The following is a 25146-nucleotide window of genomic DNA, read 5'->3' on the forward strand; positions in this document are numbered from 1 at the left end:
CCATGCGTAAGGGGCGTAGCCTGCCCGCAAATGCCCCGAAATTCAGCGCTTGCATCGTGCCTCGACAGGTGGCATGGAACTATTGACGTCCTGGGGCATTAGCTTCTTTCGGATGTAGCGCGGGTCTTTCGGTTCGTGTTGCCCTTCAGGTTGTCAACGGGGGATTATCGGACGTTGCGCGAACAGTTTTCGCCATCGGGGAGGGTGCGAAATCCGGTCGGAACGGCATTGCCGGGCCGAACGACGCGATTTTCTTTCCCTCCTAAAAAAAGCCCTGTCCGGGCCGCTCTCCAGCTTCGCAGATATTCCGGAATAAAGACGCTGCAGCATGACACGCCTGCGGATGTTCCGCACTTGACCATCCGTTCCGCACAGCGTCCGGTCCGGTTCACCGAAGGTTCAGGATAAGTCATAAATATAGCGTGGCCCGATTTTCGTGTGTGTTTCCACCACGGACGAAATGCCGGTCAAGTCGAACAAGTTTCCATAAAGTTCAGAATACGAGCCCGATGTCATTTCATATTACCCCGACCGCCGCCGCCCGTGATTCCGAGACGAAGCAGATCGATCACAATGATTCGATCCGCGCGTCCTATATGACGGTGGAGGAACTGCATGATGCGGGCGCCGCGCTTTCGCGCGATGGCGCCGACAGTCTTCCCGGCTTCATGGAGTTCGATTTCTTCGAGCGTCATCGCGAGAACGAGAAGGAAATCCTCAGGGTCTATCGTACCACAGCCGTCGATGCGGAAAATGGCGCGACGATAACGCCGGCGGCGGAATGGCTGCTCGACAATCACTACGTCATCGAAGAGGCGATCCAGGAAGTCCGACGCGATTTTCCGCGCAAGTTCTATCGCCAGCTACCGACGATGACGGTGGGCGGCGTGACGATCCCGCGGGTCATGGCGCTCGGCTGGCTTTATGTCGCCCATACCCACAGCACGGTTTTGCGCGAGAACATGACGGCGCTGGTGGATGGCTACCAGACTTCGAAGACGCTGCAGATCGGCGAATTGTGGGCTTTGCCGTCGATCATCCGTTTCGTCCTCATCGAAAATCTCCGCCGCATCTCCATTCGTGTGGAGCGTTCGCGCCGCATGCGCCAGAAGGCGAATGAGGTCGTCGATGAAATCATCCGTCTGAACGATGCGGAAGCCTCGGCAGCGCTTCTCAAGCAGGTCGATTCGCTGGTCGATGACCCGACTTTCGCGACGCAGTTCCTTTATCGTCTGAGGAACGGTTCGCAGACCTCCGGTTTTGCCGTTGCCTGGCTCGAAGAGCGTCTTCACGCTGCCGGCACCGATGCCGAAAACGTCATGATGTCGGAACATAATCGCCTGGCATCCGGCAATGTGACGATGGGCAACATCGTCAAGAGCCTGCGTGAAATCGACGATACCGAATGGTCGGTGTGGTTCGAGGAAGTCAGCCATATCGACAAGGTTCTGCGCGAAGAGACCGACTACGAGGTTCTCGATTTCGGTTCGCGCAACACCTATCGCAACACGATCGAGCTTCTGGCGCGCCGTTCTCCCAAGACCGAAGTCGAGGTTGCGCGCGCCGCTGTCGAAATGGCGCGTTCGGAGACGCCGGCCGGGGCGGATGAAACCCATCGCGTCAATGTCGGCTCCGTGCTTGTCGGCCAGCGCCGCTTCGAGCTTGAAAAGGCTTTGGGTTACCGGCCGCTGGTGTCGCAGCGCATCGTGCGCTCGATGCGCAAGTTCAACTGGTTGGCAATCGCCGCGCCGGTGCTGCTGATCACTGCGCTCGCCATGCTCGCTGTCGGCTGGTTCCTGGCGCAGGCCGGCATGCCCTGGTATGTTGTGACCGCCTTCCTGCTGATGTTCGCATTGCCGGCCTCCGAAGGCGCGACCGGCCTCTTCAACACGCTCGTCACCTTCTTCGTGAAACCGTTCCGGCTGGTCGGATACGAGTTCAAGAACGGCATCCCGCAGGATGCGCGTACATTGGTCGCCGTGCCCTGCATGCTGACCAGCCGCGACAGTGTCGACGAGATGATGCGCAATATCGAAGTGCATTATCTCGCCAATCCGCATGGCGAGATTTACTTCTCGCTGGTGAGCGACTGGCGCGATGCGCAATACGAGCAGTCCGACGATGACCTCGAGATTCTCGATTATGCCAAGCGCGAGCTTGCGGCGCTGAACAGCCGTTATGCCTTTGATGGCAAGACGCGCTTTTACCTGCTGCATCGCCGCCGCCTCTACAATCCGGCCGAAGGCTGCTGGATGGGCTGGGAACGCAAGCGCGGCAAGCTGCATGAGTTGAACATGCTGCTGCGCGGCGATAAGGATACGACGTTCCTCGGCGGCGCGAACGTCGTGCCGGAGGGCGTGAAATACGTCATGACGCTGGATGCCGATACGCGCCTGATGCGCGATGCGGTGACCAAGCTCGTCGGCAAGATGCACCACCCGATCAATCGCCCGGTAATCGATCCGGTATCCGGACGGGTTGTCGAAGGCTACGGCCTGCTGCAGCCGCGCGTAACGCCTTCGCTGACGACCGGCAAGGACGCCTCCGTCTTCCAGCGCGTCTTCTCGATCAACCGCGGTATCGATCCTTACGTCTTTACCGTTTCCGACGTCTATCAGGACCTGACCTCCGAAGGTACCTTTACCGGCAAGGGCCTTTACGATGTGGATGCCTTCGAGGCGGCGCTGAAGGGCCGTATCGAGGAAAACTCCATCCTCAGTCACGATCTGCTCGAAGGCTCCTTTGCGCGCTGTGCGCTGGTGACCGATGTGGAACTGGTGGAGGACTTCCCGACCCGTTACGAGGTGGAAGTGTCGCGCCAGCATCGCTGGGCGCGTGGCGACTGGCAGCTTCTGCCCTTTATCCTCGATCGTGCCCGCGGCGTTACCGCCATCGGCCGCTGGAAGATGGTCGACAATCTGCGTCGCTCGCTGACGCCGATCGCCTGGTTCTTCGCCTCTATCCTCGGCTGGTATTTCATGGATCCGCTCGGTGCGCTGATCTGGCAGATCCTGCTGATCTTCTCGCTGTTCGTCGCGCCCACGCTTTCCCTGCTGTCCGGCCTCGTGCCGCGCTCCACCGATATCGTACCGCAGGCGCATTTCCATACCATCTGGTCGGAAATCCGCGCCACCAACGCACAGGTTGCGTTGCGCATCGTCTTCATCGCCGATGCCGCCTGCATGATGACGGATGCGATTGCCCGTTCGCTTTACCGCCTGCTCGTCAGCCACAAGCTGATGCTGGAATGGCGTACCGCCGCCAGCATGCAGTCGAGCGCGCAGGGCAGCATCGTCGACTATTATCGCCAGATGTGGCATGCGCCCGTGGTGGCGATGCTTGGCCTGCTGTTTGCGGCGCTGCCGGGCGATAACGCTTTCCTGATCGGCATTCCATTCACGCTGCTCTGGGTTCTGTCCCCCGCCGTTGCCTGGTATGTCAGCCAGTCGGCTGAAACCGAAGACCGGCTGTTCGTTTCGGAACACGTCTCCTTCGAGCTTCGCAAGATAGCGCGCCGCACCTGGCGTTATTACGAGGCTTTCGTGACGCCGCAGGAAAACCACCTGCCGCCGGACAACTTCCAGGAAACGCCGGAACCGATCGTTGCTTCGCGTACATCGCCGACCAATATCGGCGTCTATCTGCTCTCCGTCATCTCGGCACGTCAGTTCGGCTGGATCAGCTTTGCCGATACGCTGGAGCGGATCGAGAACACGATCCAGACTGTCGAGAAGATGGAAAAATATCGTGGCCATCTCTACAACTGGTATCACACCGACACCTTGCAGACGCTTGGACCGCGCTATGTTTCGGCGGTGGACAGCGGCAACCTCGCCGGTCACCTTATTGCGGTTTCGTCTGCCTGCCGTGATTGGGCAGAAGCGCCGTCCGCGCATCTTCAGGGTAATCTGGACGGTATCGGCGATCTTGCCGGCATTCTGCGCGAAACGCTGAAGGCGCTGCCCGACGACCGCAAGAACCTGCGCCCGCTGCATCGCCGCCTCGAGGAGCGCATCATCGGCTTCTCGAACGCTCTCGCCTCCGTCAAGCGCGAGCATGAATTCGCCTCGATCCGTGTCATCAATCTCGCGGTTCTTGCGCGCGATATCCAGAAACTCGCAACCAACGTCGATCACGAGGTGAAATCCGCGCAGAGCGCGGAAGTGACGCGCTGGGCGCAATTGCTCGTCGATTGCTGCGAGGCGCATATTTCCGACAGCGCCATCGACCTTACCAATATGGAGCCGCTGCGCCAACGTCTCGCATCGCTGCGCGACCGTAGCCGCAACCTTGCTTTCTCGATGGACTTCACGTTCCTTTACCGCAAGGATCGCCGTCTTCTGTCGATCGGTTACCGCGTCGAAAGCAAGGAGTTGGACGAGGCCTGCTACGACCTTCTGGCTTCCGAATGCCGCTTGACCAGCCTCTTCGCCATCGCCAAGGGCGATCTGCCGACCGAGCACTGGTACCGTCTCGGCCGCCAGGTTGTGCCGATCGGTGCGCAGGGCGCGCTGGTCTCCTGGTCTGGCTCGATGTTCGAATATCTGATGCCGCCGCTTGTCATGCAGGAGCGTCAGGGTGGCATCCTCAACCAGACCAATAATCTGATCGTCAAGGAACAGATGAACCACGGTCGTCGTCTCGGCACGCCCTGGGGCATTTCCGAAGCGGCGTTCAACGCCCGCGATCACAACATGAACTATCAGTACACCAACTTCGGCGTGCCGACCCTTGGCCTCAAGCGTGGCCTTGGCCAGAATGCGGTGATCGCGCCTTATGCATCGATCCTCGCCAGCCAGTATGATCCGGATGGTGCGCTAGAGAACCTCGACAAGCTGCGCAAGCTTGGCGCGCTTGGACAATACGGCTTCCACGATGCGGTGGATTTCACGCCGACACGTGTGCCGGATGGCAAGGTCTGCGCGGTGGTCTACAACTATTATGCCCACCATCACGGCATGTCGATTGCGGCCGTCGCCAACGTCGCCTTTGACGGCGTGTTGCGCGAACTCTTCCACTCCGATCCGGTGATCGAGGCGGCCGAACTGCTGCTGCAGGAAAAGGCGCCGCGCGAAGTGCCGGTCATGAGCGCCAAATACGAGCCGGAAACCCCCGGCAAGGAACAGGCGGACCTGTTGCGTGCGGAAGTTCGTTCCATCACCGACCCGGCCGCGCGCGACCGCGAAGTGGTGTTCCTTTCGAACGGCCATTATTCGACGATGCTGACCTCGACGGGTGCCGGTTATTCGAAGTGGAACGGGCAGGCCATTTCCCGCTGGAAGGCCGATCCGACCGACGACCGCTGGGGCACCTTCATCTTCCTGCGCGACACCACCAATGGACAATGGTGGAGTGCGACGGCCGAGCCGCGCGTTATCGAAGGTGAAAAGACCAAGACTATCTTCACCGATGACAAGGCCGAGTTCCACAAGACCACAGGCGATCTGCAAAGCGTTGTCGAATGCATCGTCGCCACCGAGCACGATGCCGAAGGCCGCCGCGTCACCCTGCTCAATGTCGGTTCCGAGGATCGCTATATCGAAGTGACCTCCTATTTGGAGCCGGTCATTGCGTCGGAGGATGACGACAATGCCCATCCGCTGTTCTCGCGCATGTTCGTGCAGACGGAGATCGGCCGCCGTGGTGACGTTATCCGCGCCTGGCGCAACCGTCGTAGCCCGAATGAGCCGGGCACCGTCATTGCGCATCTGGCCGCCGACAATGCCGGCCCGTCGCGCCCGACGGAGTTCGAGACCGACCGCGCCAAGTTCATCGGTCGCGGACGGTCGCTGCGTGAAGCGGCGGCATTCGATGCCGGTGCGACTCTCTCCAGCACCGATGGTTTCACGCTTGATCCGATCCTGTCGCTGCGCCGCACCGTGCGCGTGCCGGCGGGCAAGAAGGTGAGCGTGATCTTCTGGACGATCGCCGCGCCGAGCCGCGAGGAAGTCGACAAGGCAATCGACCGTTATCGTCATCCGGACGCCTTCGCGCATGAACTCGTGCACGCCTGGACGCGCACGCAGGTACAGATGCGCCATGTGGGCGTTACCTCGCAGCAGGCGGCCGCTTTTCAGCATCTCGGCCGTTATCTGACCTATCCCGACATGCATCTGCGGGCGGATTCGGAAACGCTGAAAACGGGTCTCGCTTCGCAACGCGCTTTGTGGCCGCTTGCGATTTCGGGCGATTTCCCGATCTTCAGCCTGCGCATCAACGACGATATGGACATGGATATCGCCCGTGAAGCGCTGAGCGCCCATGAATATCTGCGTTCACGCGGCGTGATCTTCGATCTCGTCATCGTCAACGAACGGGCTGCGTCCTATGCGCAGGACATGCAGCATGCACTCGATCATATTTCCGAGGCGCAGCGCCGCATCAATCCCGCCGATGGCGGACGTCCGCACGTCTTCTCGGTGCGCCGCGACCTGATGGATGAAGAGACGTGGAGCGCGCTTCTCGCCGCTTCCCGCGTCGTTCTCCATGTGCGCAACGGCAAGATCGTCGACCAGATCAACCGTGCGGTATCGCTGTTTGCGGCCCATCGCGGCCCCGACGGCACGAGCGATGCAGCACAGGCCCGCCTGCCTGTTCCGGTCTTCCCTGTGGCGGAGCCGGTGGAGGATGCGGGCGATCTCGATTTCTGGAACGGTTTCGGCGGTTTTGCCAGAAGCGGTCAGGAATATGTCGTGCGCCTCAATGGCGGGCAGTCCACGCCGCATCCATGGATCAACGTCATCTCGAACGAGAATTTCGGCTTCCACATTTCGGCCGAAGGCGCCGGTTTCAGCTGGAGCCGCAATTCGCGCGACTATCAGCTGACGCCCTGGAGCAACGATCCGGTCATCAACCGGCCGGGTGAGGCCTTCTATGTCGCCGATGTGGAGACAGGAAAGCTCTATACGCCCTGTGCCGCGCTTTCGCGCGATCCCGAAGCCATGTTCGAAACCCGCCACGGTCTCGGTTACTCCGTGTTGACGGGCGTGGCCGATACGCTGGAGGTGGAGCTGACGCAGACCGTGGACCGTGAAAAGCCGGTCAAACTCTCGCAGGTCATCGTTCGCAACAAGGGTTCGAAAAGCCGCCGTCTGAAGGTCTATGCCTATGTGGAATGGGTGCTCGGCAATAACGGCCAGAAATCTGCGCCGTTCATCCTGAGCAGGCACGATGCCGGCAACAACGCGATCTTCGCGTCGAACCCCTACAGCATCGACTACAGCGCCCGCACGGCGTTCCTGACACTCGACAGCGAGGCGAGCGGGTTTACCACCAGCCGTCGGGAATTCATCGGCCGCTTCGGGTCGGCGCAGGCGCCGCAGGGCATCGTGTCAGGTGCCGCACTCAGCGGCAGCACGGAGGTCGATGGCGATCCCTGTGCCGCGCTGATGCAGGAAATCCACCTGAAGCCTGGCGAAGAACGGCACATGACCTTCATTCTCGGCGATGCCGACAATGCGGAAGAGGCCGAGGCGCTGGTGAAGGATGTTCGTAAGGCGGACTTCCAGACGGTGCTGGATGAGAGCAAGGCGTTCTGGACGGGCTTTACCGGCCAGTTGCAGGTTTCCACGCCCGATTCCGGCTTCAACCACATGGTCAACAACTGGCTGCCCTATCAGGCGCTGGCATGCCGCATTCTGGCGCGTACTGCCTTCTACCAGTCGAGCGGTGCTTTCGGCTTCCGCGACCAGTTGCAGGATACGCTGGCCTTCCTGCTCTACCAGCCGGATCTCGCCCGCAAGCAGATCCTGCGTGCGGCAGGCCGCCAGTTCCCGGAAGGCGATGTGCAGCACTGGTGGCTGCCGCTGACGGGCGCCGGTGTTCGTACCACCATTTCGGACGATGTGGTCTGGCTCGCTTATGCAATCAACCAATATGTCTCGGCCACGGGCGATGCTGCCATCCTCGATGAAAGCATCCCCTTCCTGAAGGGTGCGGCGTTGATGCCCGGCCAGCATGACGCTTTCTTCCAGCCGGAAACCAGTGACAGATCCGCCACGCTTTACGAGCATGCGGCGCTGGCGCTCGATCTTGCCATTCATCGCACTGGCGAAAATGGCCTGCCGCTGATCCTGGGCGGCGACTGGAACGACGGCATGAACCGTGTCGGTGTGGGCGGTAAGGGCACGAGTGTCTGGCTTGGCTGGTTCCTGTCCGGAGCGTTGCGCGATTTCATCGAGATTGCAGAAAAGCGTGGCGATACCGACCGCGTCGGCAAATGGGCGGCGCACCGGGAAAAGCTGCGCAATGCGCTGGAAACAGCGGGTTGGGATGGCAGCTACTACCGGCGCGGTTATTTCGACGACGGCACGCCGCTCGGTTCCGCCGAAAGCGAGGAATGCCGGATCGATTCGCTCGGCCAGAGCTGGAGCGTTCTCTCCGGCGAAGGCGAAGAGGCTCGGTCGCGGCAGGCAATGGATGCCGTCATGGAGCATCTGGTCGATGAGCAGACTGGCATTATCCGGCTGTTCACGCCGCCCTTCTCGCGTGCGCCGCATGATCCGGGCTACATCAAGGGATATCCGCCGGGTGTGCGCGAAAACGGCGGACAATATACCCATGCGGCGACCTGGGTGGTTCTTGCCCTTGCGAAGCAGGGTAGGGCGCAGGAGGCATGGAACTGCTTCAAGCTGCTCAACCCCGTCAATCATGCGCTCGATGCGGCAGCATCGGAAACCTATCGGGTCGAACCCTATGTGGTGACTGCGGATGTCTACGGTGAAGGTGCTTATGCGGGCCGTGGTGGCTGGAGCTGGTACACGGGTTCCGCCGGCTGGCTCTACCGCGCCGCTGTCGAGGGTATTCTCGGCATCACCCGCACCGACGGCAAGCTGCATATTTCGCCGTCGCTGCCGGAGGACTGGAGCGGTTTCTCGGTAAAGATCACGCTCGACGGTAAGGCCAGGGATATCGTCGTAAGCCGCAAGGCCGATACGGCGGAAGTCTCCGTTTCCGTCGATGGCAAGGCCCTGTCGGCAGGTGATCGGGTGATCCCCTTCGACTGAGCCGATCAGGTCTTCGTTCGCCTTTAAACTCAGGCTCCCGTGATAACGCGGGGGCCTGAATCTTTATGGGGCTACCCTCCCCTCCGACTCTGTCTATGGGCGGATCATGGAACGGACTGGGGCTTCCTTCGCAGCGTCGGCTGGAAGCTCCCGCAGCACCGAGATAGGGTCATATTGGCGAAGGTTTTGATGGCGCGGTGCCGGATCGTCCGGTGCGGACTGTCGTCAGTCTTTCCTAGAAAAGCAGCAGTCGCGAATAGTCGGTCGATTGGAAGGGAGTTATCTTGCAATTCAGCGCATCTTTCACAGAACTTGCACTGCTGGCGTTGCTCGCCATTCTTTCCCTGGCGTTGTCGTGTTGGCTGGCGCGTTACCCACGGAAAACGAGCGTCGGAATAATGCTTGGCGTGGTGCTCGGAGTTTTCCTGACCAATCTCGCAGCAGGTATTGTCGCCTTTCTGGGAAATCTCCTTCCCTTCGGGCAGATCGATTTCTGGCTGGCAAGTTCCCTGACCGGAATTCTTCGATAGGCGACCTGTGATCTGGCGGGGCTGTCCGGAAGCGCACAAAGAAAAAGGGCGGACAACATGCTGTCCGCCCTGTCTTCATTCCGTCAGCCAGACCCTCAGGAGGCAATGGCCTTTGGCCGGGGCTGCTGGTTTTCGTCTTCCGTCAGCAGGCCGCTGGTGCGCAGCAGCGAGGTAAAGCGTCCGCCACGCTGGCTCAGCTCATCGAAAGTACCCTTTTCGATGATCCGGCCCTGATCGAGGAAGAGCACGAGATCGGCATCGCGGACCGTGGAAAGGCGGTGGGCGATGATGAAGGTTGTACGGTTCTTTCTCAGCGCGTCGACAGCGGCCTTCACCCGAGCTTCCGTTTCCACATCCAGCGCACTGGTCGCTTCATCCAGAACCAGAATGGGAGCGTTCTTCAGTATGGCGCGGGCAATGGCGATGCGCTGGCGCTCGCCGCCGGACAGGCGGTTGCCGCGTTCACCCACCTGGGTCAGATAGCCGTTGATGCGGCTGTCGATGAAATCCGTCGCCGCTGCGGCTGCCGCTGCTTCCACCACTTCCGCATCGGTGGCCGATTCACGGCCGAGGCGGATGTTTTCGCGAATGGAGCGGTTCAGCAGGCCGGCATCCTGAAACACGGTGGCGATGGAGTTGCGGAGCGAATTTTTCGTCACCGTCGAAATATCGGTCCCATCGATCAGGATCTGGCCGGAATCGGGATCGTAGACCCGCTGCAGGAGATTGATGAGCGTGGTCTTGCCGGCGCCCGTCGGTCCGACGATCGCGACTGTCTCGCCGGCCTTGGCCGTGAACGAAACGTCGTGAACGCCCTGCTTGGTGTTGGCGAAACCGAAATTGATGTTGCGGAACTCCACGGTGCCGGAGACATTCGACAATTCGCGCGCATCGCCCGGCTCTTCCCGTTCCTTGACAGAATCTTCCAGTACGAAGAAATCCTCAAGCTTGGCGCGGGCTTCGAAAATCTGCGTCACGAATTGGCGCATCTGGTCCAGACGGCCGATCAGGAGATTAGCGAAACCGATGAAGGCGATGACATCGCCGACGCGCAACTCGCCATTCTTCACCAGCACGGTGCCGATGACGAGGATGATCATCATCGAAACGGTGGAGGCCGTGCGGTTCAGGGCACTGGCGAAGGCCCACCAGTCGAGCACCGGATATTGCGCGCTCAGCAGCTTTTCGGTGAAAGATTTCAGCGCCTTCGTTTCGGCCTCGATGCGGTTGTAGCTGTGCAGCACCGAGACGTTGCTGATGGAATCGCTGACATGGGCAAAAACGCTGTGATAGTGTTCTTCGACCGAAGCCTGGCCGTCCTTGGTGCGGCCCATCACCCACTTGCCGATGAACCAGTAGACGATACCGAGGCCGATCAGCACGAAGCTGAGGCGCAGGTCCATGGACATGGCGGTCGGGACGAGCAGCACCAGTGCGACGAAGGTGGCCAGATGCGTGCGCATGAATTCGAGCCACAGGCCGAACAGCGTTTCGCTGGCGCGCAGCAGCGTGTGGAGGGCATTGGATGTGCCGCGCTGATGGTGCCAGGAAAGAGGCATCGAGATGATGCGCCCGAAGGCTTCTGTCAGCAGCGAAGCGCGCCGGCCATGGGCCAGCCGGTCCGCCTCGCGGGCGACAGCCACATAAGCGACAGTGTTGAAGACACCGAAACCCGCCCAAAGAATGAGAATGGGCGTGACGTTGGTGCCGGAAGAGATGGCGTCGATGATCCGGCCGAACAGCACCGGTTCGGCGATGGTGATCGCTGCAAGAATGACGTTGGCGATGACGACCACCGTCACCCGCCATTTATGTACGGTCAGATAGCGCAGAGCGCGTGTGTAAACCTGAAACAAGGTCAAATTTTCAATCCAGTCCGAGCGTCTTTTTCGAGCGGTTGTTTGTTCGGTCTCAAGGCAAGTTATTTTAGCAAGGTTGCATGAGACGGCGAAATTTGTGTAATTATCGCTCTTTCTGTCTGAATGGCGGCTTAACAGATTGACCGCGCGTGCGAACCGAAAAAAAACCGAACCCGATGTTTCCCGGGGCCTGCCGTCACAAGATTTCGCATCTTCGTTTCAGGGATTGCTAACGACGATATGTTCAATCTCAACCGACCGGCGCCCGAGTAACATGACGTCATCGCGGGACCACGTCCTTCGTGTCATTCCCTTCAAGCCAAGCTCCGGACCACGTGTCTTTATGCATGATATTCTTCACTTCATCTCTGCGTGTTACCAGACGGGAAGCGCCGACCGCGTTCGTTCCGAATTTGCGACGCTCATTCGCGAATACGGTTTCGAATATTTTCTTGTCAGCAGGCGGATGACCGGGGAGCTCGCCTCCCCCGGACACATTCTTGCGCAACATCTGCCCGAAGGCTGGCTGGAGGTCTACAGGGCCAAGAAATACAATCTCGTCGATCCCGTCCGCAAGGTGATCGGCATGGTGCACAAGCCGTTTCAGTGGAAGGAAGCGCTGGAGGGCCTGCCACGTGCGATGCATCGCAAAAGGGCGAGCGTCTTTTTCCACGATGCCGGCCGGTACGGTCTGCAGGGTGGTTACGCCTTTCCCGTGCATGGCCGTGCGGGCTTCATCGGTGCGGTCTTCATTGGCGGTCAGGATCGGCAATTGCCCTCTTTGCAGGTGGAACTTCTGGATGCGGCCACGCGTGCCGTGTTCTGGCGCCTGCTCGATCTTTCCGGTCAGTCCCACGGCTTCAGCAATGCTCCTGACGTTTCCGCTCTCGAGCTTACGAGGCGCGAAATGGAGGTGCTGACGCTGATGGCGGACGGCATGACCTCCACCGAAATTGGACGCCAACTATCGATCTCCAACCACACGGTCGATTGGTATATCAACGGAATTCAGCGCCGTTTCAGCGCAAAGAACCGGCAGCATACAGTAGCGCTTGCTTTTCGTCATGGTTTGCTGAGCTAGCGCAAACAGGACAGTTCTCGCCGGAATTGCCCTTTCCAAGACCGGGTTTTGCTGCTTAATTCCGCAGTGCAGCAGAAATTTTGTTTTGGCGTGTGGGGAGACCGTCTTGAAAATATCGAAAATACTTGTTGCCAACCGATCCGAAATTGCGATCCGCGTTTTCCGGGCAGCGAACGAGCTTGGGATTAAAACCGTTGCGATTTGGGCGGAAGAGGACAAGCTGTCTTTGCACCGCTTCAAGGCGGACGAATCCTATCAGGTCGGCAGGGGGCCGCATCTCGCCAAGGATATGGGGCCGATCGAGAGCTATCTTTCGATCGAGGAGGTTATTCGCGTAGCCAAGCTCTCCGGAGCGGACGCGATCCATCCCGGTTACGGTCTTCTGTCTGAAAGCCCCGAATTCGTGGAGGCCTGCAACAAGGCCGGTATCACCTTCATCGGACCGACGGCGGATACCATGCGCCAGCTCGGCAACAAGGTGGCTGCGCGCAATCTGGCGATCTCGGTTAACGTTCCCGTTGTTCCCGCTACCGATCCGCTGCCCGACGATATGGCGGAAGTGGAGCGCATGGCCGAAGAAATTGGCTATCCGGTCATGCTGAAAGCCTCCTGGGGCGGCGGCGGACGCGGCATGCGCGCCATCCGCAGACGAGAAGATCTGGCCCGAGAGGTGACGGAAGCCAAGCGCGAGGCGAAGGCCGCCTTCGGCAAGGACGAGGTCTATCTGGAAAAGCTGGTCGAGCGTGCTCGCCACGTCGAAAGCCAGATTCTCGGCGATACGCATGGCAATGTCGTGCATCTGTTCGAGCGTGATTGTTCGATCCAGCGCCGCAATCAAAAGGTGGTCGAGCGTGCGCCCGCGCCTTATCTCACCGAAGCGCAGCGTCAGGAACTTGCTGCCTACTCCCTGAAGATCGCTGCCGCGACCAGCTATATCGGCGCCGGCACGGTCGAATATCTGATGGATGCCGATACCGGCAAATTCTACTTCATCGAGGTCAATCCGCGCATCCAGGTGGAGCATACCGTCACCGAAGTCGTGACCGGTATCGATATCGTCAAGGCGCAGATCCATATTCTTGAAGGCGCTGCCATCGGCACCGCGGAATCCGGCGTGCCGCGCCAGGAGGATATCCGTCTCAACGGCCATGCGCTGCAGTGCCGTATCACCACTGAAGACCCGGAACATAACTTCATTCCGGATTACGGCCGTATCACCGCCTACCGTTCCGCCTCTGGCTTTGGCATCCGTCTGGATGGCGGCACTTCCTATACCGGCGCTGTCATCACCCGCTATTACGATCCGCTGCTCGTCAAGGTAACGGCCTGGGCGCCGCAACCGGATGAAGCGATCAACCGCATGGACCGCGCGCTGCGCGAATTCCGTATTCGCGGCGTGGCAACGAACCTCACCTTCCTCGAAGCCATCATCGGTCACGACAGTTTCCGCAACAATACCTATACGACCCGCTTCATCGATTCGACGCCGGAACTGTTTGCGCAGGTCAAGCGTCAGGACCGCGCCACCAAGCTCCTGACCTATCTTGCCGACGTGACCGTCAACGGCCACCCGGAAACCAAGGGTCGCGCCAGGCCGTCCGAAAAGGCGGCAAAGCCCGTCGTTCCTTATATCGATGCGCCGACGCCCGATGGCACCAAGCAGTTGCTGGACAGGCTTGGTCCGAAGGGCTTTGCGGACTGGATGCGCAATGAAAAACGCGTTCTGGTCACCGATACGACCATGCGCGACGGGCACCAGTCGCTTCTGGCCACCCGCGTTCGCACCCATGATATTGCCCGCGTCGCCAGCGTTTACGCCAAGGCGCTGCCGCAGCTTCTCTCGCTGGAATGCTGGGGCGGGGCGACGTTCGACGTTTCCATGCGCTTCCTGACGGAAGACCCATGGGAGCGTCTTGCGCTGATCCGCGAAGGCGCGCCGAACCTGCTGCTGCAGATGCTTCTGCGCGGCGCGAACGGCGTCGGATACAAGAATTATCCGGACAATGTCGTCAAATATTTCGTCCGTCAGGCTGCAAAGGGCGGCGTCGATCTTTTCCGCGTCTTCGACTGCCTGAACTGGGTGGAGAATATGCGCGTCTCGATGGATGCGATTGCCGAGGAGAACAAGCTCTGCGAGGCGACCATCTGCTATACCGGCGATCTGTTGAATTCGGCTCGTCCAAAATACGATCTCAAATATTATACCAACCTTGCCGCCGAGCTTGAAAAGGCCGGGGCTCATATCATCGCCGTGAAGGACATGGCGGGCCTGTTGAAACCGGCCGCCGCCAGGGTTCTGTTCAAGGCGCTGCGTGAGGCGACCGGTCTGCCGATCCATTTCCACACCCACGATACCTCGGGCATTTCCGCCGCGACCGTTCTTGCGGCCGTGGATGCCGGTGTCGATGCCGTCGATGCTGCAATGGATGCCTTCTCCGGCAATACGTCGCAGCCATGCCTTGGCTCGATCGTGGAGGCGCTGGCGGGGTCGGAACGCGATACGGGTCTCGATACCGAATGGATCCGCCGCATTTCCTTCTACTGGGAGGCCGTGCGCAACCAGTATGCCGCCTTCGAGAGCGATCTCAAGGGACCGGCCTCGGAAGTCTATCTGCATGAAATGCCTGGCGGCCAGTTCACCAACCTCAAGGAACAGGCGCGTTCGCTGGGTCTCGAAAGCCGCTGGCACGAGGTGGCTCAGGCCTATGCCGACGCCAACCGCATGTTCGGCGATATCGTCAAGGTGACGCCGTCCTCCAAGGTCGTCGGTGATATGGCGCTGATGATGGTCAGCCAGGATTTGACGGTGGCCGACGTTGAAAACCCTGATCGTGAAGTGTCTTTCCCGGAATCGGTGGTGTCTATGCTGAAGGGCGATCTTGGACAGTCGCCCGGCGGCTGGCCGGCAGCCCTGCAGAAAAAGGCGCTGAAGGGCGAAGCGCCCTATACGGTTCGTCCGGGTTCGTTGCTGGAAGATGCTGATCTCGATGCCGAACGGAAGGTGATCGAGACCAAGCTGGAGCGTAAGGTCGACGATTTCGAGTTCGCGTCCTATCTGATGTATCCGAAGGTCTTCACGGATTTCGCGCTGACAGCCGAGACCTATGGGCCGGTTTCGGTGCTGCCCACCCATGCCTATTTCTACGGCATGGAGGATGGCGAGGAACTGTTTGCCGATATCGAACGCGGCAAGACGCTGGTCATCGTCAATCAGGCCTCGTCCGGCACGGATGACAAGGGCATGGTGACGGTGTTCTTCGAGATCAACGGTCAGCCACGCCGCATCAAGGTGCCGGATCGTGCCCATGGCGCTTCCGGCTCTGCCGTGCGCCGCAAGGCCGAACCCGGCAATGCCGTCCATATCGGCGCGCCGATGCCGGGCGTGATCAGCCGCGTCTTCGTCAACCAGGGCCAGGAGGTCAAGGCCGGCGACGTGCTGCTTTCCATCGAGGCCATGAAGATGGAAACCGCGCTTCACGCCGAACGCGACGGCAAGATCGCCGAAGTTCTGGTGCGCCCCGGCGACCAGATCGATGCGAAGGATCTGTTGATCGCTTACGGGGAATAAAGCCGTATCCGATCATTGATGCAGTGTCAGACGCCCGCCTCTCGGCGGGCGTTTTTTGTTGCGCGGCCGTAAAAACTCGAATATGCATGTTCGTGCACGTTTATTCCGGTTTATGCATGGGTTTCGATGAGCGATCATTTTGTCAGCGAGCGGCAGGCGCTCATCCTTGCGCAGTTACGGCAAAGCGGCCGGGTGCTGGCGCAGGATCTCGCGCAGAATTTCGGCGTTTCCGAAGACACCGTGCGCCGCGACCTGCGTGAGATGGCAGCCCGGGGCGAATGCCTGCGGGTTTATGGCGGGGCGTTGCTTTCCGACAGCAAAACGGTGCCCCTGAAGACGCGCATTGCCGAGGATGCGGACCGCAAGGCCCTGCTGGCGCGGGTGGTTGTCCCGCTTCTCGAACCGGGCATGGTCGTCTTCATCGATGCCGGTTCCACCAATCTCGCCATTGCAAGGGCGCTTCCCGCCGGGCTCAACCTGACGGTGGTGACGAATACGCCCGCCATTGCCGCTGAACTGACGGGGCGGGCCGATATCGATCTGGTGCTGATCGGCGGCAAGGTCGATCCGGCCGTAGGTGCGGCGATCGACGCCATGGCGCTTCGGCAGCTCGAACTGATGCGGCCCGATCTCTGCATTCTCGGTGTCTGCGGCGTTGCGGCCGAGACGGGTCTGTCGGCCGATGTTTTCGAGGATGCGGTGTTCAAGCGGCTTGCCTGCAGCGCCAGCCAGCGGATTGTCGCCGCCATTACCACGGAAAAGCTCGGCCACAGGGCAGCTTTCCATGTGCATGATTTTTCTCCACCTCTTTCCCTCGTGCTGGAACTGGATGCCGACCGTGCATTCGTCGAGGCGCTGTCGGCAAAGGGCGTACAGGTTTATTGCGGCGAAGATGACGCCGTTCAGTTTTCTCATGGTCAAGTCTGAAGGATATTGCCGATGAATGGCCCCACGACATTTTCGCCGACAGGCATACGCTCGTCCTATCTGACGCGGCACAGGCTGGGCGTTTCCCTGCTGTTCTTGATGAACGGTTTCATGATGGGGTCATGGGCGCCCAAGATTCCGGAATTTGCGGCGCGCCTGTCCCTCAGTGAGAGCGCGCTCGGCCTGATCATTCTGGTCTTCGGCATCGGTTCGCTGGTTTTCATGCCGATTGCCGGTTCGCAGATCGCCCGTTTCGGCTCACGTACGGTGAGCCTCGTCACCGCGGCGATCTTTTTGCCGACCCTGCTTTTCATTTCCTGGGCGGGCACGGTGTGGGCCGGGGTGATTGCGGTGTTTCTGTTCGGCGGGCTGACGGGGGCGATGGATGTCGCCATGAACGCCAATGCGGTAGCGGTGGAACGGGATATGCGCCGCGCCATCATGTCGTCGTGCCACGCCTTCTGGAGCCTTGGCGGCCTGATCGGCGCCGGTCTTGGCGGTTATCTCATCACGGCCATCGGTGTGCAGGGACATGCCATTGCGCTAACCGTCATCGCGCTCGTGCTGCTGGTCATCGCGTGGCCGCGCGTCCTTGCGGATCGTCCGCATCCGGAGGAAGAGCGCCCGAAAGGCGGCCTGCCGCTGACGCCGCTGCCGTGGATCATCGGCCTGATGGCACTGTTCTCGATGATTCCTGAAGGCGCTATCCTCGACTGGGGCGCTCTTTATCTGCGCAATGAACTCGGTGCTTCGGTATCGCAGTCCGGTTTCGCTTTCGCGGCTTTTTCCATGACCATGGCGGCCATGCGGTTTGCCGGCGATCTGGTGCGTGACCGCTTCGGCGCCGTGACGACCCTGCGCTTCTGTTCGGCCATGTCGATTATCGGTCTCATGATTGCCGGTCTTGCGGGAAATTCCACTATTGCGATCATCGGCTTCGCGATTGCCGGCATCGGCATTTCCAACATGGTGCCGATTGCCTTTTCCGCCGCCGGCAACATGCCGGGACTGGCGCCCGGCATTGGTCTCTCGGTGGTCACCACCATGGGCTATTCCGGTATTCTGGTGGCGCCGTCCGCCATCGGCTTTATTGCCGAGCATACCGGCCTTGCCAGCGTCTTCATCGCCCTGCCGCTCTTGCATGTGGTGGTTCTGTTGCTTTCGCGGCTCGCCCGCCATGCGGATGGCGCGGGCAAGGAATAGGCGTCTCGAATTTTGCCATGATTGCGGTAAAGTAGAAGCTCTCATGCGTTGGGTGTTGACAAGCAGGCTTGCCTGTTTCACCTCAATTGCCAGACCTTGCCGCAAGCTCCAGAGACCGCCATGACGTCACATGCCGATTACGATCCCAAGCCCCGCCGCGCATCCGTCGCCGTAGACGTGGGCGGTGTCATCGTCGGTGGCGGCGCGCCCGTCGTCGTGCAGTCGATGACCAACACCGATACGGCGGATATCGACGCCACCGTGCAACAGGTGGCGGCGCTCTTCCGGGCCGGTTCGGAAATCGTGCGCATCACCGTCGACCGCGACGAGAGCGCGGCCGCCGTGCCGAAGATCCGCGAGCGGCTGCTGCGTCTTGGGCTTGATGTGCCGCTTGTCGGCGATTTCCATTATATCGGCCACAAGCTTCTGGCTGATCATCCTGCCTGCGCCGAAGCGCTGGCGAAATACCGCATCAATCCGGGCAATGTTGGCTTCAAGGACAAGAAGGACAAGCAGTTCGGCGAGATCGTCGAAATGGCGATCCGCTACGACAAGCCGGTGCGAATCGGCGTCAACTGGGGGTCGCTCGATCAGGAACTTCTGACGACGCTGATGGACAAGAACAAGGAGCAGGGTTTCCCTCTCTCCGCCCGTCAGGTCACGCGTGAGGCCATTGTTCAGTCGGCGCTGATTTCCGCCGAGCTTGCCGAAGAGATCGGCCTGCCGCGCAACCGCATCATCCTGTCGGCCAAGGTCAGCCAGGTGCAGGACCTGATCGCCGTTTATTCTATGCTGTCGGAACGCTCCGACCACGCCCTGCATCTCGGCCTCACTGAAGCGGGCATGGGCTCCAAGGGCATCGTCGCCTCATCCGCCGCCATGGGTTATGTGCTGCAGCACGGCATCGGCGATACGATCCGCGTCTCGCTGACGCCTGAGCCGAATGGTGACCGCACCCGCGAAGTGCAGGTGGCGCAGGAATTGCTGCAGGTTATGGGTTTCCGTCAGTTCATTCCGGTCGTTGCGGCATGTCCCGGCTGCGGGCGCACCACTTCCACCGTCTTTCAGGAACTTGCCCAGAACATCCAGAACGACATTCGCAAGAACATGCCGATCTGGCGTGAGAAATATCCGGGTGTCGAGGCGCTCAACGTTGCCGTCATGGGCTGTATCGTCAACGGCCCCGGTGAAAGCAAACATGCCGATATCGGCATTTCCCTGCCCGGAACCGGCGAAAGCCCCGCAGCGCCCGTTTTCATCGACGGTGAAAAGGCGTTGACCCTGCGTGGTCCCAATATCGCCGCCGATTTTGAAGCGCTTGTGATCGATTACATCGAAAAGCGTTTTGGCCGGAAAGATGCGGCGGAGTAAAGAGTACCGTGAAAAGGCCGGAATTCCACCGTCATACCTCCTGAACCTCTCGGAGCATCAAAACACATGATCAAAAAAATCGCGATCGTCGCCCTTTGCGGGACCTATCTTTCCGCCTGCACCACCACCGATCCCTATACGGGTGAGCAGAAGATGTCGAACACGGCCGGCGGCGCCGGCATCGGCGCCGTGGTCGGTGCTCTGGGCGGTTTGGCTGTCGGCGGTTCGCCGACCGGTCGCCGTAATGCCGCGCTTATTGGTGCGGGCATCGGCGCGCTCGCCGGCGGCGCCATCGGCAATTACATGGATGGCCAGGAAGCCGAGCTTCGCGCCCAGCTTCAGGGAACCGGCGTTTCGGTTACCCGCCGTGGCGACAGCATCGTTCTCAACATGCCGTCGAACATCACCTTCGCGACGGACCAGGATCAGGTCATCCCGCCATTCTATCAGACGCTCGATTCCGTCGCCATCGTGCTGAACAAGTTCAACCGCACGCTGATCGACATCAACGGCCATACCGATTCGACCGGCAGCGCCGGTTACAATCAGGGCCTTTCGGAGCGTCGTGCCGCATCGGTCGCCAATTATCTCGGCGCGCGGGGCGTCGATCAGCGCCGTATTTCGACGCTCGGCTTCGGCCCGTCGCAGCCGATCGCTTCGAATGCAACGCCGGATGGCCGCGCCCAGAACCGTCGCGTCGAAGTGCTGATCTCGCCGCTTAAGGGCTGATTGGATGATGAAAAGCTGAGTGGTAGCCGCTCAGCTTTTTCGTTCAGCGATGAATCTGGCGGCCGCGATGAGAATCGCGGCCTTTTCGCCATAAGGGGCCAGCAGTTCGCTGGCTTCCGCCACTTGCTCCCGCAGCTGGTTGCGCGCCCAGTCCTCGCCGCGCAGCGCTACAAGCGTTCCCTTGCCGCGCGCGGCGTCCTTGCCGGTTGCCTTGCCCATGGTGGCGGCATCGGCCGTCAAATCCAGAAGGTCGTCGGCAAGCTGGAAGGCGAGGCCGATCTTTTCGCCGAAGAGACGCAGCCTTTGCCTTTCGGAAACATCGCTGCCGGCGACGATTGCGCCCGCCTCGCAGGCAAAACGCAGCAGTGCACCGGTTTTCATAGCCTGCAATGTAATGACGCCGGCTTCATCAGGTGCTTTTTTCTCAGCAGCGAGATCGAGCGCCTGGCCGCCGGCCATACCGCCGATGCCCGCCGCGCGGGCAAGCGAAAGTACGAGCGCGGCTTTGCGCTCGGCCGCAAGCGGATTTTCGTCCGATGCGATGATATCGAAGGCAAGCGTCAGCAGGCTGTCGCCGGCGAGAATTGCGGTCGCCTCATCGAATTTGCGATGCACGGTCGGCTGGCCGCGGCGCAGGTCGTCGTCGTCCATGGCCGGCAGATCGTCATGAACAAGCGAATAACAATGGAGGCATTCCAGTGCCGCGCCGACATAAAGGGCGGCTTCGGCATTACCGCCCGCAAGGGCGGCACTTTCGATGACGAGAAAGGGTCGCAGGCGTTTGCCGCCGTTCAACACGCCATGGCGCATGGCGTCGAGCAGGTTTTGCGGGCGCGTGATCTCATCCGCGCGGGCTTCGCCGGAAAGCAGGCGACCAAGCAGGGCTTCGGTTTTTGCCGCGTTTTCGCGCAGCTTCGTTTCGAAATTTGTCATCGCAGCGTCCATGCCGCGCTCTTTGGCATGCCGCGCGAATGCAGGCAAACCTTTTCGTGATTCCAGAGGTGCAACTATTTGAGCGGACTCGCCTTGAAGGCGGCAATGGACTATGAAAGGCTTCAATTGGTGCGGGGCTTTGACGAATATTGAGCAGTACGCCTGAAAGCGACGCAGATTACGCCGTGCTGGCGGAAGACCGGAGCAGTCCGAAGGTGGATTTTCGCACGTTGGCAAAGCGTATCGTCATGACCTTGCTGGCTTTGCTGATCCTGCCCTATCTGCTGATTCCGGTTTATGCGCTGCCGTTCATCCGGCCGGTCTCGACTCTGATGCTCGCCGATCTGGTGACCCTGCAGGGATATGACCGGCGCTGGGTGCCGCTTGAGGATATTTCGCCGCGCCTCGTGCAATCCGTGATGATGTCCGAGGACGGGCAATTCTGTTTCCATGGCGGCGTGGACTGGAACCAGATGCAATCCGTGGTCAGCGATGCGCTTGAGGGGGCTTCCACCCGCGGCGCCAGCACCATTCCGATGCAGACGGCCAAAAACCTGTTTTTATGGAATGGGCGCTCTTTCCTGCGCAAGGGGCTGGAATTGCCGCTGGCGGTTGCGGCCGATTTCGTCTGGTCGAAAAAACGGATGATGGAGATTTATCTCAACGTTGCCGAATGGGGACCGGGCATTTACGGCATCGAGGCTGCCGCCCAGCACCATTTCAAGGTGCCGGCCGCAAAGCTCAGTTCCCGTCAGGCGGCGCTGCTGGCTGTTTCATTGCCCAATCCCATAGACCGCGTCGCCAGCAAGCCGGGACGCGGGCTGCAACGGCTTGCCGGCCTTATCGAACGGCGCGCGCGTGCCTCCGGCGGCTATGTCGGCTGCGTGCTGGATTGACCCCGGCGCGTCGCGTCAGCCTTTCTTGAAAATATAGTCGGTTTCCTGACGCAGGGTTTCACCCGGCCGCAGGATGGCGTGCGGAAAATCCGGGTGGTTGACGGCGTCCGGCCAAATCTGCGTTTCCAGGCAGAAACCGGCAAAGGGGCCGTAATGACGGCCATCGAGGCCGGGAACCGGAACGTCCAGTTTGAAGGCCGAATAAAACTGCACACCGGGTTCGGTGGTGTGAACCTCAAGGGCGATATCGGAGGCCGGCGAATAGGCGCGGGCGACCTTGCGTTTTGCGCGGCGCTCTGGCGACAGGCAGAAATTGTGGTCGTAGAGAACCTGCTCGCCATTCTCCTTGCGCCGCATTGGTGTCGGGTGGCGCAGGTCGAAGACGGTGCCTTCGACGGAGCGGATTTCGCCCGTCGGTATCTGCTTGTCATTGGTGGGCAGGTAAAAATCAGCCGCGATGCTGATCTCATGCCCAAGCGCGGTGTCTGCGCCATCGAGATTGAAATAGGAATGCTGGCAGACATTGGCGATGGTCGGCTTGTCGGTCACCGTTTCATAGACCACCGAAAGTACGCCGCCGTCGAGGATCGTATAGGTGGCCGTGACCGTGCAATTGCCGGGATAACCGGCGCGGCCATCGGGATCGATGATCTGCAGAACCGCGTGGCTTTCGCCATGTTCCATCAGCATCCAGTTGCGCTTGCCCATGCCGTCGCTGCCGCCATGCAGGTGGGTTACGCCCTTTTCATTGAGCTCCAGCTGGTAGTCGTGCCCGTCGATGGAGAACCGCCCGTCGCCGATGCGGTTGGCGTTGCGGCCGGGCGTGGCGCCGAAATAGGAGGAATATTTGTAGTCCTCGAACTTGTCGAAGCCGAGGACGAGCGGCGGCTGGTGGCCTTCAAGGCGCAGATCCTGAATGACAGCGCCCCAGGTGATGACCTTGGCCGTCAGCCCGCCTTTCGAGATGGTGACGCGTTCGACTTTTTCGCCGGTCGCCGTGAAACCGAAATTCTCCCGCGCCGCCGCGTCGCTCATCTCGTCATTCTCCCTGATGTTGCGCATTGCCGGGCGGACGTTGCGTCATTTTCCGGCAATTCGCAATCCCGCAATTCAAAGCATGTCTCCCAAAAGTGCGCCGCGGTTTTGGGACAAAGACATGCTTAAAACAAAAACGAAAGCGCGTCGCATGCGTTCGATAAAACGCGACGCGCTTTACGCGGCCAGTTGCCCGATGGCTTCGAGATCATAGGGTGTCGTCTGGTATATCTCGTTGATCCAGTTGCCGAAAAACAGATGGGCATGGCTGCGCCAGCGGTTGAGCGGGGCGAGCGCCGGGTCGTTGTGTGGAAAATAATCATGCGGAAGCTTGATGGGCACGCCGGCATTCGCGTCACGGAAATATTCGTCGGAAAGCGATGTCGAATCATATTCGACATGGTTGAACATATAGAGCCGGTTGCCCTCTTTCTCATGCACCAGACAAACGCCCATTTCCTCGGATTCCATCAGGATTTCGAGTTTCGGATGTTTTTCGATATCGGCGCGGCGTACTTCCGTCCAGCGCGAGACCGGAACCTGGAAATCATCCGAAAAGCCGTTCAGATAGATCGATGAGGGGCAGAGATTGCGGTGACGATAGACCCCGAAAGCCTTTTCCTTCAGCTCGTGCTTCGGAACGCCGTGGAAATGATAGATGGCGGCCATCGCGCCCCAGCAGACATTGAGCGTCGAATGGACGTTGGTCCGCGTCCATTCGAAAATCTTCTGCATTTCGTTCCAGTAGGTCACGTCTTCATAGGCCAGCGTCTCCACGGGGGCGCCGGTGATGATGAAACCGTCAAACTTGCGGTGGCGCACTTCTTCCCACGTCTCGTAGAAGGACAGAAGATGCTCTTCCGGCGTATTCTTGGCGCGATGGCCGCCGATCCGCACCAGCGACAGCTCCACCTGCAGCGGCGAGGCGCCGACGAGGCGCGCCATCTGGATTTCCGTCTTGATCTTGTTCGGCATGAGGTTGAGAAGCCCGATCTGGAGCGGGCGAATATCCTGCCGGATGGCCGCCGTTTCGGTCATGACCCGCACGCCCTCATGAACGAGGGTCTCAAAAGCGGGAAGCGTATCGGGAATCTTGATCGGCATGTCGAACTCTCTTTTCCGGATCACGTAAAGAACGTTGCGAAAACAAAAAACCGGCAGCGAAATCGCGACCGGTCCCAGGAAATTGCCTTTTTCCTCGACCCTTTAGCGACTTCTTTAAAGTGGCTGCAAGCCGGTCGGCAAATCACCACTGAGGCGTTTCTTAATCCCGAAGCCGGCGAAAATCAATATAGGCCGACTTCATCGGGTTTCCGCTTTCCATTTTTGGCCGAGGTGCGATAAGGCAGGTCATGGATAAAGAGCGCTTCACCATTCTGCTTGGCGGCGATGTCACGGTGACCGATCGTCTGCAAAAGGCGGTCGCGGATAGCCGTGTGATTGCGGCCGATGGCGGCATGCGCCATGCCGGGCCGCTTGGCCTTGCGCCGGAGTTGTGGGTCGGGGATTTCGATTCCGCCAGCAAAGAGTTGCTGGAGGCCTGGCCCGATGTAGCGCGGCAGCCATACCCGGCCGCAAAGGCAGTGACGGATGGCGAGATCGCGGTATCGGAAGCTCTCTCCCGTGGAGCGCATTCGCTGGTGCTTGTCGGTGCGCTTGGAGGCGCGAGAAGCGACCATGCACTTCAGCACCTCCTTTACGCGGTGGCGCTTGCAGAACGTGGTATCGACGTTACGCTGACCTCCGGTGAAGAAGAGGCGCGGCCGCTGCTTGCCGGTTCGCTCGATATCGATCTGCCGCCCGCCTCGCTGTTTTCGGTTGCCGGATTTACCGCCCTTGAGGGGCTCGATATCGCCAATGTGCGTTATCCGCTCACGGATTTTGCGCTTGCTTTCGGTTCGTCCCGCACTATTTCCAATGTCGCGAATGGCGGCCCCGTGCATTTCTCGCTGAAAAGCGGAAAAGCCATCGTGCTCGCCCGCCCTTATGATCTGACCGGAGCCTGACGC

Annotated in this window: 14 protein-coding genes and 1 riboswitch; of the genes, 10 read left to right on the top strand and 4 right to left on the bottom strand. The window is 60.1% G+C overall.

What is annotated here, in order from left to right; translation table 11 throughout:
- Positions 1 to 509: 509 nt before the first annotated feature.
- Both F3H58_RS09670 and F3H58_RS09675 read left to right on the top strand, forming a co-directional pair.
- Positions 510 to 9005, top strand: a complete 8496-nt coding sequence (locus F3H58_RS09670) for a glycoside hydrolase family 94 protein (protein WP_149742035.1) — start codon at positions 510 to 512, stop codon at positions 9003 to 9005.
- 284 nt (positions 9006 to 9289) lie between these two features.
- Complete coding sequence (locus F3H58_RS09675; RefSeq protein WP_149742036.1) at positions 9290 to 9535, top strand: hypothetical protein; 246 nt, start codon at positions 9290 to 9292, stop codon at positions 9533 to 9535.
- Positions 9536 to 9630: 95 nt separating this feature from the next.
- On the opposite strand, the gene F3H58_RS09680 is transcribed toward F3H58_RS09675, so the two are convergent.
- Entirely contained in the window at positions 9631 to 11397 is a 1767-nt protein-coding gene (locus tag F3H58_RS09680; RefSeq protein ID WP_003520317.1) for a glucan ABC transporter ATP-binding protein/ permease, read from the bottom strand.
- A gap of 340 nt (positions 11398 to 11737) precedes the next feature.
- Between F3H58_RS09680 and F3H58_RS09685 the strand changes: the two genes are divergently transcribed.
- The 6 genes from F3H58_RS09685 to F3H58_RS09710 all read left to right on the top strand — a co-directional run bounded on the left by F3H58_RS09685 (position 11738) and on the right by F3H58_RS09710 (position 20273).
- On the top strand, positions 11738 to 12475 hold the full coding sequence (locus F3H58_RS09685) for a helix-turn-helix transcriptional regulator (protein WP_149742037.1): 738 nt from the start codon (positions 11738 to 11740) through the stop codon (positions 12473 to 12475).
- Positions 12476 to 12581: 106 nt separating this feature from the next.
- Positions 12582 to 16043: a pyruvate carboxylase gene (gene pyc / locus F3H58_RS09690; protein ID WP_149742038.1), complete on the top strand. Its 3462-nt coding sequence runs from the start codon at positions 12582 to 12584 to the stop codon at positions 16041 to 16043.
- A gap of 126 nt (positions 16044 to 16169) precedes the next feature.
- Positions 16170 to 16970: a DeoR/GlpR family DNA-binding transcription regulator gene (locus F3H58_RS09695; RefSeq protein WP_149742039.1), complete on the top strand. Its 801-nt coding sequence runs from the start codon at positions 16170 to 16172 to the stop codon at positions 16968 to 16970.
- Positions 16971 to 16982: 12 nt separating this feature from the next.
- Positions 16983 to 18173, top strand: coding sequence for an MFS transporter (locus F3H58_RS09700; protein ID WP_020810992.1), 1191 nt, complete (start codon positions 16983 to 16985; stop codon positions 18171 to 18173).
- A gap of 120 nt (positions 18174 to 18293) precedes the next feature.
- On the top strand, positions 18294 to 19544 hold the full coding sequence (gene ispG, locus F3H58_RS09705) for a flavodoxin-dependent (E)-4-hydroxy-3-methylbut-2-enyl-diphosphate synthase (protein WP_020010805.1): 1251 nt from the start codon (positions 18294 to 18296) through the stop codon (positions 19542 to 19544).
- 66 nt (positions 19545 to 19610) lie between these two features.
- Positions 19611 to 20273, top strand: coding sequence for a YiaD family glycine zipper/OmpA-like lipoprotein (locus tag F3H58_RS09710; RefSeq protein ID WP_003520323.1), 663 nt, complete (start codon positions 19611 to 19613; stop codon positions 20271 to 20273).
- A 30-nt stretch (positions 20274 to 20303) separates the two neighbouring features.
- On the opposite strand, the gene F3H58_RS09715 is transcribed toward F3H58_RS09710, so the two are convergent.
- Positions 20304 to 21218 (bottom strand): polyprenyl synthetase family protein, encoded by a 915-nt coding sequence (locus F3H58_RS09715; protein WP_149742040.1) that lies wholly within the window; start codon positions 21216 to 21218, stop codon positions 20304 to 20306.
- 236 nt (positions 21219 to 21454) lie between these two features.
- Here F3H58_RS09715 and mtgA point away from each other — a divergent pair, with 236 nt between their 5' ends.
- A complete protein-coding gene (gene mtgA / locus F3H58_RS09720; RefSeq protein WP_286169378.1) occupies positions 21455 to 22102 on the top strand; it encodes a monofunctional biosynthetic peptidoglycan transglycosylase in 648 nt (215 codons plus the stop codon).
- A 15-nt stretch (positions 22103 to 22117) separates the two neighbouring features.
- Here the strand turns inward: mtgA and F3H58_RS09725 are convergent, their stop codons facing one another.
- Complete coding sequence (locus F3H58_RS09725; RefSeq protein ID WP_149742042.1) at positions 22118 to 23137, bottom strand: aldose epimerase family protein; 1020 nt, start codon at positions 23135 to 23137, stop codon at positions 22118 to 22120.
- 177 nt (positions 23138 to 23314) lie between these two features.
- The gene (metA, locus tag F3H58_RS09730) at positions 23315 to 24241 is read right to left on the bottom strand and encodes a homoserine O-acetyltransferase MetA (protein WP_149742043.1); all 927 of its coding nucleotides are present in this window, start codon (positions 24239 to 24241) and stop codon (positions 23315 to 23317) included.
- An 82-nt stretch (positions 24242 to 24323) separates the two neighbouring features.
- Positions 24324 to 24400: riboswitch (SAM riboswitch) on the bottom strand.
- 89 nt (positions 24401 to 24489) lie between these two features.
- Between metA and F3H58_RS09735 the strand changes: the two genes are divergently transcribed.
- The gene (locus F3H58_RS09735; protein WP_149742044.1) at positions 24490 to 25143 is read left to right on the top strand and encodes a thiamine diphosphokinase; all 654 of its coding nucleotides are present in this window, start codon (positions 24490 to 24492) and stop codon (positions 25141 to 25143) included.
- Positions 25144 to 25146 lie beyond the last annotated feature (3 nt).

The sequence above is a fragment of the Rhizobium sp. NFACC06-2 genome, from assembly GCF_900101425.1.
Classification (GTDB): domain Bacteria; phylum Pseudomonadota; class Alphaproteobacteria; order Rhizobiales; family Rhizobiaceae; genus Agrobacterium; species Agrobacterium leguminum.